11 protein-coding genes and 1 tRNA gene are annotated in these 11,622 nt (G+C 68.0%); 6 read left to right on the top strand and 6 right to left on the bottom strand.

The annotated features are described in order from the left end of the window. From U4E84_RS14930 to U4E84_RS14910, 5 genes are all read left to right on the top strand, one after another. Positions 1–468, top strand: a 468-nt coding sequence (locus U4E84_RS14930; RefSeq protein ID WP_322532909.1) for a gamma-glutamyltransferase, incomplete at its 5' end; no start/stop codon positions are given. A 173-nt stretch (positions 469–641) separates the two neighbouring features. After that, entirely contained in the window at positions 642–1,754 is a 1,113-nt protein-coding gene (locus U4E84_RS14925; RefSeq protein ID WP_322532908.1) for a branched-chain amino acid ABC transporter permease, read from the top strand. Then, positions 1,751–3,142: a branched-chain amino acid ABC transporter permease gene (locus tag U4E84_RS14920; RefSeq protein ID WP_322532907.1), complete on the top strand. Its 1,392-nt coding sequence runs from the start codon at positions 1,751–1,753 to the stop codon at positions 3,140–3,142. Before U4E84_RS14925 ends, U4E84_RS14920 begins: the two co-directional genes overlap by 4 nt. Next, positions 3,139–4,035, top strand: coding sequence for an ABC transporter ATP-binding protein (locus tag U4E84_RS14915; protein ID WP_322532906.1), 897 nt, complete (start codon positions 3,139–3,141; stop codon positions 4,033–4,035). The genes U4E84_RS14920 and U4E84_RS14915 overlap by 4 nt, the downstream gene beginning before the upstream one ends. After that, positions 4,032–4,736 (top strand): ABC transporter ATP-binding protein, encoded by a 705-nt coding sequence (locus tag U4E84_RS14910; RefSeq protein ID WP_322532905.1) that lies wholly within the window; start codon positions 4,032–4,034, stop codon positions 4,734–4,736. The genes U4E84_RS14915 and U4E84_RS14910 overlap by 4 nt, the downstream gene beginning before the upstream one ends. Before the next feature lie 162 nt (positions 4,737–4,898). On the opposite strand, the gene U4E84_RS14905 is transcribed toward U4E84_RS14910, so the two are convergent. Together U4E84_RS14905 and lipA are read right to left on the bottom strand one after the other, a co-directional pair. After that, on the bottom strand, positions 4,899–6,290 hold the full coding sequence (locus tag U4E84_RS14905; RefSeq protein ID WP_322532904.1) for an ABC transporter substrate-binding protein: 1,392 nt from the start codon (positions 6,288–6,290) through the stop codon (positions 4,899–4,901). Between the two features lie 266 nt (positions 6,291–6,556). Continuing rightward, positions 6,557–7,537 carry a lipoyl synthase gene (lipA, locus tag U4E84_RS14900; RefSeq protein WP_322532903.1) on the bottom strand — a complete coding sequence of 327 codons (981 nt, stop codon included), beginning with the start codon at positions 7,535–7,537 and terminating at the stop codon, positions 6,557–6,559. Positions 7,538–7,658: 121 nt separating this feature from the next. Here lipA and U4E84_RS14895 point away from each other — a divergent pair, with 121 nt between their 5' ends. Further along, positions 7,659–9,128: an MATE family efflux transporter gene (locus U4E84_RS14895; RefSeq protein WP_322532902.1), complete on the top strand. Its 1,470-nt coding sequence runs from the start codon at positions 7,659–7,661 to the stop codon at positions 9,126–9,128. Positions 9,129–9,153: 25 nt separating this feature from the next. Here the strand turns inward: U4E84_RS14895 and U4E84_RS14890 are convergent, their stop codons facing one another. The 4 genes from U4E84_RS14890 to U4E84_RS14875 form a co-directional block, all read right to left on the bottom strand. Next, complete coding sequence (locus U4E84_RS14890) at positions 9,154–9,717, bottom strand: cysteine hydrolase family protein (RefSeq protein WP_322532910.1); 564 nt, start codon at positions 9,715–9,717, stop codon at positions 9,154–9,156. Between the two features lie 34 nt (positions 9,718–9,751). Further along, positions 9,752–10,624, bottom strand: a complete 873-nt coding sequence (locus U4E84_RS14885; RefSeq protein WP_322532901.1) for a YqcI/YcgG family protein — start codon at positions 10,622–10,624, stop codon at positions 9,752–9,754. Positions 10,625–10,685: 61 nt separating this feature from the next. After that, the gene (locus tag U4E84_RS14880; protein WP_322532900.1) at positions 10,686–11,051 is read right to left on the bottom strand and encodes a hypothetical protein; all 366 of its coding nucleotides are present in this window, start codon (positions 11,049–11,051) and stop codon (positions 10,686–10,688) included. A 479-nt stretch (positions 11,052–11,530) separates the two neighbouring features. Beyond that, positions 11,531–11,615, bottom strand: a tRNA-Leu gene (locus tag U4E84_RS14875). Between the last annotated feature and the right edge of the window lie 7 nt (positions 11,616–11,622).

Below are 11,622 nucleotides of genomic sequence, written 5' to 3'. Positions count from 1 at the left end.
GGCTCCGGGCTCGTCGCGGGCGAGACGGGGATCGCGCTCCAGAACCGCGGCGCGTCGTTCTCGCTCGACCCCGACCATCCGAACAGTCTCGAACCGGGGAAGCGCCCCTTCCACACGCTGATCCCGGGTATCGCCCGGCTCGGTGAGAACGACTGGGCCGCCTTCGGCGTGATGGGCGGCTACATGCAGCCGCAGGGACACGTCCAGGTGATCTCGAACCTCGTCGACTACGGGATGCCCCTCCAGCGCGCCCTCGACGAGGCGCGGTGGCGCTACCGCGAGAGCGGCGAGCTGGCGGTGGAGCCGCACTTCGCCGACCACGTCACGGCGAAGCTAGTCCGGAAGGAACACGACGTCAGGACGCTCTCGCCCGTCCAGTTCGGCGGCGCACAGATCGCACGCAACGACGACGGCGTGCTCTCGGCGGCCACGGAGCCCCGGAAGGACGGCAACGCGCAGGGCTACTGACGGAGAGACGGCGACCGACCCCGGTCACGTAGTCGGCCTCGCTCGATCGAAGGCGCTCGTGATTATATTCCTCAGACACTCCTATATGGCTAAATGTACCATACGTCGGCCGGTTTTCGGGTAGAAAACGTCTTATAGGTTGATTCACACGGTAGGATGAGGAGTGTTATCACGTGAGTATCTCTGAAACGTACGGTCGGTACCGCCAAACCCTGCGCGAGGAACCGCTCGCCATCGGGGTCGTGCTCGTGGCCCTGTGGATGGCGTGGTCGCTCGCCGCCGGGCTCGTGACCGGCGGGGTCCGAATTAGCGGCCTCGCGTCCCTCGCGTGGGACGGGTTGCTCCGCGGGCTGATAATCGGTCTGGCGGGCATCGGACTCTCGATGACGTACAGCATTCTCAACTTCGCCAACTTCGCGCACGGTGACTACCTCACGAGCGGGGCGTTCGCAGGAATGGCGACCAGCTACCTCATCGCGGGGATCGGCGAGAACAGCGTCGGCGCGCTGTTGCTCGTCGGCGCCGGCGGCTCGGTGTTCGGTGGCGCGCTCGGGATCGGCGTCACCACGTCGCCGCTCGCGGTCCTGCTCGGCGCGATCGTCGCCGGGCTCCTGACGATCGCGTTGGCCCTGGTGATCGACCGCTTCGTGTACAAGCCGATCCGCGACGAGAGCGGTATCGCCCTGCTGATCACGAGCATCGGGGTCGCGTTCGCGCTCCGGTACCTCATCCAGTTCGTCTTCGGTGCCGGCGTGCGCGGGACCACCGCTTCGGGCTCCGTTCCGCGCGTGAGCGTCCCGGCGATCGACGGGACGTTCCGCGTCAACGCTCACGACATCACCCTCATCATCGTCGCGGGCGGGCTGATGCTCGGCGTCCACCTGCTGTTACAGCGGACCAAGCTCGGAAAGGCGATGCGAGCGATGTCGGACAACGAGGACCTCGCGCGGATCACCGGAATCCCGACCGAGCGGGTCATTCGCACGACGTGGATCGTCGGCGCCGGGCTCACCGGCGTCGCGGGATACATGTTCGTGCTCTGGAAGGGGACGCTCGGCTTCAACGACGGCTGGCTCCTGCTGCTTCTGGTGTTCGCTGCCGTGATCCTCGGCGGCATCGGCTCGATCTACGGGGCGATCGGCGGCGGGATCGTCATCGGCTTGACCGCGTCGATGTCCGTGATCTGGATCCCGTCCGAGTTCGGCCGCGCGGCCGCGTTCCTGGTGATGATCGTGATCCTACTGTTCAAGCCTGAAGGCATCTTCAGCGGGAGGACCACGGCATGAACGTCGACGACGTTCGCCGTCGGCTGGAAGACCTCGGCGACAGCGACGTCCCCCTCGTGCTGGTGGTTCTCGGCGCGATCTACGTGGCGTATATTCTCGCCGGGGTCGCGTTCGGATACGGCCTTCGGGGGCAGCTGAACTCGATCGCGAACCTCACCTTCTTCATCGGCGTGTTCGCCATGCTCGCGCTGGCGCTGAACCTCCAATGGGGGTACACCGGGCTCTTCAACATCGGGATCGTCGGCTTCATGGGTATCGGTGTGTACGTCACCGCGCTCGTCTCGAAGCCGCCGGTCGCGGAGGGGGGCGCGGCACAGGTCGGCGGGTTCGGCTTCCCGCTCATCGTCGGCGTCGTCGCCGGCGTCTCCGTGACCGCGCTGATCGGGTTCCTGATCGCGTTGCCCGCGCTCAGGCTCCGCGCGGACTACCTCGCGATCGTCACGGTGGCGTTCTCGGAGATCGTCCGGTTCACGATGATGTCCCGGACGTTTCAGGAGTTCACCGTGCCGGACACGATCAGCTTCTCCGTCCTCGGAACCGAGGTACTCACGCTCGACCCCACAGCCGACACCGTCGGGCTCGGGGGCGGCGGCGGGCTCATCCTGAACTACACGGACCCCCTCGAGGCGCTGTTGCGGGCCCTGTTCCTCTGGGAGCCGTACCTCGGTTTCGTCGGGATCGTGGAGGGGACCATCATCCCGGGCAATCCGAAGCCCGTGCTCGACGGGCTCCTCTACGGGGCCGTCCTCCTCATCGGCGTGGGGCTGTTCTACCTGCTCCTCATGCGGACCGCCAACTCTCCGTTCGGGCGCGTGCTGAAGGCGATCCGCGAGGACGAAGACGTCGCGAACGCCCTCGGGAAAGACACCGTCCGGTTCAAGCTGATCGCGTTCGTGCTGGGGTCCGCGTTGATGGGGCTCGCCGGCATTCTCTGGTACTCCGGACGCGGGAGCATCACGCCGCCATCGTTCCGCCCGAACATCACGTTCTACGTCTGGATCGCGCTGATAATCGGGGGAGCGGGCTCGAACACCGGGAGCGTCCTCGGCGGCGCGATCTTCGCCGGCCTGTTGTACGAGGGACCGCGGTACTTCAAGAACCTCGTGCAGGCCGCCTTCGAGCTGGGCGACGCGCCGCGGAACTTCGGCGAGGCGGTCGCACCGTTCGCCTCGCTCGATCCCGTGCCGTTCGTGCTGTACACGCTCGACAGCGTCAGCCAACTGCGGCTGGTGATCATGGGCGTGGTGCTGATCTGGCTGATGCACAACCGGCCGGAGGGGCTGCTCGGCCACCGCAAGGAGACGGCTGCGAGCGTCGACCTCGCGCGGCCCGGAAGCGGCGGGGCGAGCGGGAACCCGGCCGCCGCCGACGGAGGTGAGGAGCGATGAGCGAGGCCGACGACTCCGCCGCCGGGTCGACGCCCGTCGGGGAAGCGGCGACCGACGGAGAGTCCGAACCCGACCTGACGGAACTGGTCGAGGACGACCCGGTGACCGGCGACGACGCCGGCCGGTACGCGCCCCTCGAAGTCGAGGGGCTCCGTAAGGAGTTCGGCGGGATCGTCGCCGTCGACGACGTCAGCTTCGACGTCGAGAAAGGATCGCTGACGGGGCTTATCGGTCCGAACGGCGCGGGGAAGTCGACGACGTTCAACCTCATCACCGGGATGCTCGAGCCCGACGAGGGGACGGTTCGGTTCAACGGCGAGGACGTCACCGGGTTCGAGCCCCACGAGATCGCGAACCAGGGGCTCGCGCGGACGTTCCAGATCGCCCGCGAGCTGGAGGAGATGACGGTCCTCGAGAACATGATGCTCGCGCCGAAGGGACAGGTCGGCGAGTCGCTGTGGCGGTCGGTGATGCCGATCACCCGCGAGGCGGTGCGCGAACAGGAGACCGAACAGCTCGACCGCGTCTGGGAGGTGATCGACTTCTTCGAGATCGCCCACCTCGCCGACGAGTACGCCGGGAACCTCTCGGGCGGGCAGCGAAAGCTGCTGGAGATGGCCCGAGCGCTCCTGACCGACCCCGACGTGCTGTTGCTGGACGAGCCGTTCGCGGGTGTGAACCCGACGCTGGAAAAGCGGCTGCTCGGTCACATCCACGAGCTGCGCGAGCGGGGGTACACCTTCCTCATCGTGGAACACGACATGGACCTCATCATGAACAACTGCGAGCGGGTCATCGTCATGCACCAGGGCCGGATCCTGGAGGACGGAACGCCGGCGGAGATCAAAGAGAGCGAGGAGGTCATCGAGGCGTACCTCGGGGGTGAGGTATGAGCCTGCTCGAGGTCCGCGACCTCGACGCCGGCTACGGCGACCTCCAGATCCTCACCGACGTCGACCTCGACGTCGACGACGAGGAGTACGTCACCATCGTCGGTCCGAACGGGGCCGGCAAATCGACCGTGATGAAGTCGGTGTTCGGACTGACGACGCACATGGGTGGGACGGTGACGTTCGACGGCGAGGACATCAGCGGGACGAAGCCCGAGGACGTCATTCACAAGGGGTTAGGGTACGTCCCGCAGAGCGAGAACGTCTTCGCGGAGCTGGACGTCGAAGAGAACCTCGAGATGGGAGCGTACATCCTCGAGGAGGTCCCACAGGACGCGCTCCGAACGGTGTACGACCGGTTCCCGATCCTCGAGGAGCGGAAACACCAGCGAGCGGGGACGCTGAGCGGCGGCCAACGACAGATGCTCGCGATGGGGCGGGCGCTGATGCTCGACCCGGAACTCCTCCTGCTCGACGAGCCCAGCGCCGGGCTCGCTCCCGACCTCGTCGACGAGATGTTCGACAAGGTCGACGAGATCAACGAGTCGGGAACGGCCGTCCTGATGGTCGAGCAGAACGCGAAGGAGGCGCTCAGACGCTGTGATCGCGGGTACGTGCTCGCGAACGGACAGAACCGGTTCGAGGACGAGGGGACCGCGTTGTTGAACGACGAAGAGGTCCGCCGGGAGTTCCTCGGCGGGTAGGCGCCGCGGTCTCACTCCGTCCGTTTTTGCGGGGGAGAACGACCCGGAGGCAAAGCGTCGCTCGCGGAGGTCCGGTCACCGGCCGCCTCGCTCCTCGATCGCGTCACGCGAAACAACGAGAGCGCTGAGTAGACCCCGGATCGACGCGTTCGTCGCCGGTGGTCAGTCCCCGCTCGAAAGAGCCTGATCGATCACGTTGGAGTACGACGACTCGCCGATGTTGAAGCTTATCTGGTCGTACACCTCGCCGTCGAACTCCTCCTCGAACACCTCGGCGAACCGCTCGGAGAGCTGCTGGCCGTAGTCGTTGTTCACGTACAGCGTCGCGGCGGTCTCGGCGCCGAGCCGCTCGGAGGCCACCTGCGCCATGACCCGGCCCTGGAGCTGGTCGCTCGGCGCGGTGCGGAAGATGTAGTCGTCGTCGTCCAGGTTCGTCACGGACAGCGCCGTGCTGGACGGCGAGCACCCGACGACCTCGTTGTCGATCAACACCTCCTCAGACACCGGGACGTTCACGCCGGACGAGGCGGTCCCGCACACGGCCGGAACCCCCGCGTTGACCAGCGACTCGGCGCCGCTGACCCCCTGGTCGGGCGAGGTGTTCGTGTCCTCGAACCTGGCGTTCACCTCCAGATCGATGTCGGAGTCGTTGATCTGCTGGGCCGGGAGCTCCGCGGCGCGGATCATCGGCTGGCCCGTCGACGCGAGGTCGCCGGTCTCCGGAAGCAGGATCCCGAGGCTCACCTCGCGGCCGAGACCGCCGGGCGACTCGTCCGCGGAGGGGCCCGAGCCGTCGGGGTCCGAGCCCTCGAAGGTCTCCGTCTCCTGGACGTCGACGGAGTCGGCGTCCTGGCCGGCGAACTCCCAGATGGAGTACGCCGCCGACGCCGGGTCACCGTTCTCGTCGAAGTTGACGGCGCTCGACGCCCCCTGGTAGTTGATGTTCTCGCCGTCCGCGACCGCCTCAACCGCGTCGAGGAACTCCCCGGGACCGTACTCGGTGCCGTCGGGGTTCGCGATGCGACGGAGCTGGTCGCGGACCGCGGTGCCGTCGTTCTCGCCGCCCGCGACGTTCGCCAGGATCAGCGCGGCCGCGGAGTCGTACGACTGCGAGGTGAACACGCCCGGCGACTCGTCGTACTCGTCCCGATACAGCTCCTCGAACGCCTCCTGGTTCGGACCGCCCGCGGCGGGCGCGGTCCCGGTGACGTTGCTCATTTCGTTGCCGACCTGCCCCGGGAGCGATGGGTCCTGAAGCCCGTCCGGAATGAGGATGTCCTCTTCGCCGTCCGAAGCGCTGTAGTAGTCGCGGAACAGCTGTATCCCGCTCTCCGGGTATCCGATGACGGTTATCAGGTCCGGGCTACCGCCGCCCGATCCGCCGTCGCCGCCGTCGTCGCCATCGCCGCCGTCGTCGTCGCCATCGCCGCCGTCGTCGTCGCCATCGCCGCCGTCTCCCTCGTCACCGGTGTCCGCCGAACACCCGGCGAGTCCGATCGCGCCCGTGACGCCGACAGCCTTCAACACGTCACGCCGTCTCTTGTGGTATGACATACCCACCCATATAGAGTCCACTTTGATAAGTATATCCCTGTCAACTCCCCCACAAGTACTGTCACTGACACACATATTAGGTATATTACGGTCGCCGGAGACAGGGTCGATTTCCGGCCGTTCGTACCGCTTTTCCGACACGACTTCGACGACGGTCTCAGACCGTCGCCCGCGACTCGGAAACCCGGACGTCGGCGTCGCTGGGTGAGGGATCGGTCAGCGGGAAGCGACCGCCCGTTTCGGGCGTCTGAGTCGGGCCCTCCGGGTCAGTCTCCGCCCGCGGCTCGCGCGTGTCGACGGGCGTCCTCCGGGGAGCGGCCCTCGCGGAGCAGCGCCTCGACGAACAGCTCGCCGGCCTTGTACGACGAGCGGACCATCGGGCCCGACGCGCAGTAGAGGAAGTCGAACTCCTCTTCGGCGACCGCGCGCCACGTCTCGAATGCGTCCGGGTGGACGTACTCGAACACGTCGAGGTGTGAGCGCGAGGGCTGGAGGTACTGGCCGAAGGTGACGACGTCGACGCCGACCTCCCTGAGGTCGCCGAGAGTCCGGTACACCTCGTGGGCGTACTCGCCGACGCCGAGCATGAGGCTCGTCTTCGTGTGGACGTCCGACTCGCGGTCGACGCGGTCGAGCACCGCGAGCGACTGCTCGTAGTCGGCCCGGCGGTCCCGCACCGGCCACTGGAGGCGCTCGACCGTCTCGACGTTGTGGGCGATCACGTCCGGCCCCGCGTCGATGATCCGGTCGACCGCGTCGGGGTCCCCCTGGAAGTCGGGGATAAGCGTCTCGACGAGGGTCGCCGGGTCGCGCCGCTTGATCTCGCGGATCGTCTCGGCGAAGTGCGCGGAGCCGCCGTCCGCGAGGTCGTCGCGGTCGACGGACGTCAACACGACGTAGTCGAGCCCGATATCGGTCACCGCCTCGGCGACGTTCTCCGGCTCGTCGGGGTCGAGCGGCTCCATCCCGCCGGTCGCGACGTCACAGAAGTTGCAGCCGCGCGAGCAGCGGTCGCCGAGCAGCATGAACGTCGCCGTCCCGGCGCCGGACTCGGCGGCGTCCGCCGCCTCGTCGTTCGGGGGCGCGCTCGCGCCCCCCGACCAGCACTCGCCCAAGTTCGGACAGTTGGCCTCCTCGCAGACGGTGTGGAGGTCGCGCTCGCGCAGGCGCTCTTTGATCTCCGTGAACCGGGACCCGGACGGGGGACGCGACTTCAGCCAGTCCGGCTTCCGGCGGCCGCTGTGCATGCCCGACCCGAAGACGGCTGGATGCAAAAACGTGCGGATCGCGGGGGTTGGCCGTCGGACACTGGTAACCTATCATACACCAATAGCGTTTTATTATGCTGTTCCGATACGGAACTATTCGATGTTCGACGTCGATCGTGAGGCGATCACCGAAGGGCCCGTCGGTCGGGTGCTCATGCTGCTCGCGGCGCCGCTCGTCGCGCAGAACCTGGTGTACGTCGCCAACGCGCTGGTCGACACGTTCTGGCTCGGCCGCCTGAGCGAGGACGCGGTCGCCGCTGTCGGGCTCAGCCTCCCGATCCAGTCGCTGCTCGGCGCGACGGTCGTGGTCGCCGCCGTCGGGACGCAGATCCTCGTCGCACAGCGCGCGGGCGGCGAGGACGACGCCGACGCCCGCCGCGTCGCGGTCAACGGGGTCCTCGTCGCCGTCGCGGTCACCATCGCCGTCGCCGTTCCCGTCGTCGTCTATGCAGAGGAGCTGGTGCGGCTCCTCGGCGCAGACCCCGCGCTCGCCGGCACCACCGCGACGTACCTCGCGATTATCGTCGCCGTCCTTCCGGTGGGAGCGGTCAGCGACACCGTCGAGAACTGCTTCACCGCCTACGGTGACACGCGCGCCGTCCTCCACGTGAGCGTCGTGAGCGTCCTCGTCAACCTCGTCGCCGCGCCCATGCTGATCTTCGGCGCGGGGCCGGTCCCGGGGCTCGGCGTCGCGGGCGCGGCCCTCGGCACGGCCCTTGCGGGCGTCGTCGGGCTGGTTCACGTGCTCGCGTACGCCGCCGGGATCGGTCGAGACACGTTCCGACTCACCCGCGACGCGCTCGTCGTCGACGCCGGCGACCTCCGCGAAGTCGTCGCAGTGGGGCTCCCGCTGGGCGGACAGCGCGGGGTGAGCGAACTGGTTCGCGTGTTCGTCGTGGGGCTGGTCGCGATCGCCGGCGGCGCCGCCGGGGTCGCGGCGTACACGGTCGGCGCGCGCGTCGCCACCCTCGCGATCGTCCCCGCGCTTGGGATGCAGCAGGCGGCCCAGTCGATGATCGGCCAGAACCTCGGCGCCGACGCGCCGCGTCGCGCCCGGAGGACGACGACCGTGGGCACGGGGATGGTCGTCGTCGCGTTCCTCGGACTCGGGGTCGTCCAGTTCCTGTTCGCCGGCGGAATCGCCGACCTGTTCGCGCCGGACCTCACGACGTCAGGGCGGTCGCTCGCGGTGCGGTACCTTCGGATACTCGCCGTCTCCTACTGGGCGCTCGGAGGGACGTACACCCTGCTGGCCGGGTTCAACGGGGCCGCTCGCACCCGAACCTCCTTCGTCGCGGACCTGGTCAAGTACTGGGTGATCCGCTTTCCGCTCGCCGTCGCCGCGGTGCCCGCGACGACGACGTTCGGCGCGTTCGGCGTCGCGGTCGCGCCCGGGCTCGGGTGGGGCGTCGAGGCGGTGTTCTGGGCCGTCGCCGTCTCGAACGTCGCCGGATTCCTCGGGCTCGCTGTGTACTTCGCGTACACGGCGCGGCGAGGCATGTTCGCCAACGCCGCGGAACGCGCGACCGGCGTCGGGACCGGGAACGCCGCCGACTCCGGCGACGACTGAGGACGACCCGGACTCGGTCGCGCCGTCACCGCAGGTCGGCGGCCTCGACGACGGCGGCGAACTCGCCGGCGAGGTGCGCGAGCGCGACGCGATGAGAGGTCTCCGGGTCGATCCGTTTCCCGTCGCATCCCTCCCGGGCGTGGGTCGCGGTCGCGTCGGCGACGACGTACACCTCGTAGCCGCGGTTCTCGGCCGCTCGGACCGTCGTCGAGACGCAGTGGTCGGTGGTGAGTCCGCAGACGACGAGCGTCTCGCGCCCCGACGCACGGAGCCACTCGTCGAGCCCGGTGTCGAGGAACGCGCCGTTGACGGACTTCTCGAAGGTCGCCTCGCCGTCGACGGGGGCCGTCTCGGGCTTCCATCCGAATCCGGGCCCGTCGGGTCGGAGCGGGGAATCCGGCTCGGTCGACGCGTGCCGGACGTGTGCGACGGGTCGGTCGGTCTCGCGCCACCGCGAGCACAGCGCGCCCGCGACCGATTCCGCGTCGGGGTTGTTGCGCTCGCCCCACACCGGCTCGTCGAAGCCGACCTGGAAGTCGATCAGGAGGAGAACCGCGTCGTCGGGAAGCGCGACCCCGGCACCCCCCATCCGATTCGCGTCGGTGTCCGCCGCGGGCGGTCGCTCAGTCATCGCCGAACCCCGAGGCGGCGGTCGACGGCGCGTCGCCCGACGTGGGGCGCTCCGTGAACCGCCGCCACGCGCCCGGCTCCAGCAGCGCCTCGGGCGCCTTCGGATGCTCGCGGCTCGGTCGCAGGGGACAGGCGTCGGGGCTCGCGTCGCCGTCCTCTCGGAACAGGTACTGCGTCCACTCGCGGTCGCCCTCGACGCCCCAGTCGCCCAGGTCGGCGTGGGGACAGACCCCGTCGTACTCGCCCAGCCGGTCGCGGATGACCTCGCGGGCCCGCTCGCCGGCCTCGGTGTCGGCGGTGAGCCCGTCGAAGACGGCCCGCGGCTGGAAGGTCACCTCCAGCCCGACCGGCGAGTATCTGCTCGCGCGCTCGTCGTAGAACGGCGCCCGAGAGGTCGGAAACAGCGGCTCGCCGCCGAAACAGAACTCCCAGCGCGGCGTGTCCGGGTCGGTCGGGATCTCCTCCGGCCACGGCTCCGGGTCGTGGACGTGGAGGAACTCCAGGACGTGCCACAGTCGCTCGTGGTAGTGCGCCTCGCCCGGATCGCCCGCGAGCGGCCGGAAGAACACCGCCAACGGGGCGCGGTCGGCGTGGTCCTCGTAGCCGTCGAGGTACTCCACGAGCACGTCACGAAGCCGGAGGAGCGCGGCGGGATCGGTCGTCGACTCGCAGGCGGCGTACAGCAGGTCGCCCTCGCGCTCGACGTCGATCCCGAAGTAACAGGGGAAGGGCGCGCCGTCGCGTTCGCCGAGCATCGACTCTCGGAAGGTCCGGTAGTGCTCGCGCAGCCAGCCGGGGGCGTCGTCGAGCCGATCGTGGAGCGTCTCCTGGTCCAACAGTACACCCTCGGTCCCGGGCTCGTTCATGCGTCTTATGGGCGTGTGGCAGTCTTGTGGCTTTCGACCGGATCGGCGGAGCGAGAACGAGTCAGTATTCGTCCCCGTCGTCGCCGGACGGTTTTCCTCGGAGGAACGGTGGAAGTTCGTCCAGATGAGAGCTGAGGAGCTCGAGAAGCGGTTCGATCTCTTCCCACCGAGGGCCGGTCCGTATCGTCTTCTCGGCTCTGTACCACTCGATGTATCCGCACTCTTCGAGCTTTGGCAGATGAGTGTGATACAGGATCAGGTGTCTGCACTCGGTTCCGTTCTGGGTGACGTCGGTGTAGTCGATAGCCCCTCGCTCCCCAGAATTCACTTCCTCGTACAGTTCGAACAGCACTCGACGCCGGCAGGCGTGAGACAGCACTTGCAGTGCACGGTCGGTCTCGTCCGCGTCGGATCTGTACCCACGCATAATGTGTATATTATCTAACTAGTACAAATACTCTTTCCAAGCGGGAGACCAGTGAGTCCACCCAGTCGCACGACAGACTAAGAGAAGGCGAGGACCAACTCACCGTCGGCTGTGTCGACGACGTTCTCTCCCTCCCGCACGCGGTCGCTGAACGCGGAGTCGGTAGGTCGGCAGGCGACGTCGGTACGTGAGTCCCGGTTTCTCTGATTCCTGCCGCTCGCGACGTGCTCGCAGCAGGAATGCGGGGGAAGGGATTCGAACCACGGTCGCTCTCGTTCGCTCGCGCCGCTCGCTCACCTTCCGCTCCCTGCTTCGAACTCTTCCGGTCCGACTGCTGCCGCGCGCGAAGTGCTCGCGACAGCATGCGGGGGAAGGGATTCGAACCACAGTCGGACGTGCTCGCTTCGCTGCGCGCGACCTCCTTGATTCAAATCCCTGTTGTCTGATTCCTGCTGCTCGCGAAGTGCTCGCAGCAGGAATGCGGGGGAAGGGATTCGAACCCTCGAACCTCTACAGGAGCGGATCTTAAGTCCGCCGCTTTTGGCCAGGCTCAGCCACCCCCGCGCGGATT

The organism is Halorubrum sp. AD140 (assembly GCF_034497445.1).
Lineage (GTDB): Archaea > Halobacteriota > Halobacteria > Halobacteriales > Haloferacaceae > Halorubrum.
The sequence above is the reverse complement of the archived record's forward strand: the minus strand, read 5'-3'. Positions and strand labels throughout refer to the sequence as shown.

Coding starts and splice junctions, on each gene's coding strand:
- U4E84_RS14910 (WP_322532905.1), top strand. CDS start 4,032: ATGAGCCTGCTCGAGGTCCGCGACCTCGACGCCGGCTACGGCGACCTC.
- U4E84_RS14905 (WP_322532904.1), bottom strand. CDS start 6,290: ATGTCATACCACAAGAGACGGCGTGACGTGTTGAAGGCTGTCGGCGTC.
- U4E84_RS14920 (WP_322532907.1), top strand. CDS start 1,751: ATGAACGTCGACGACGTTCGCCGTCGGCTGGAAGACCTCGGCGACAGC.
- U4E84_RS14880 (WP_322532900.1), bottom strand. CDS start 11,051: ATGCGTGGGTACAGATCCGACGCGGACGAGACCGACCGTGCACTGCAA.
- lipA (WP_322532903.1), bottom strand. CDS start 7,537: ATGCACAGCGGCCGCCGGAAGCCGGACTGGCTGAAGTCGCGTCCCCCG.
- U4E84_RS14890 (WP_322532910.1), bottom strand. CDS start 9,717: ATGGGGGGTGCCGGGGTCGCGCTTCCCGACGACGCGGTTCTCCTCCTG.
- U4E84_RS14885 (WP_322532901.1), bottom strand. CDS start 10,624: ATGAACGAGCCCGGGACCGAGGGTGTACTGTTGGACCAGGAGACGCTC.
- U4E84_RS14915 (WP_322532906.1), top strand. CDS start 3,139: ATGAGCGAGGCCGACGACTCCGCCGCCGGGTCGACGCCCGTCGGGGAA.
- U4E84_RS14895 (WP_322532902.1), top strand. CDS start 7,659: ATGTTCGACGTCGATCGTGAGGCGATCACCGAAGGGCCCGTCGGTCGG.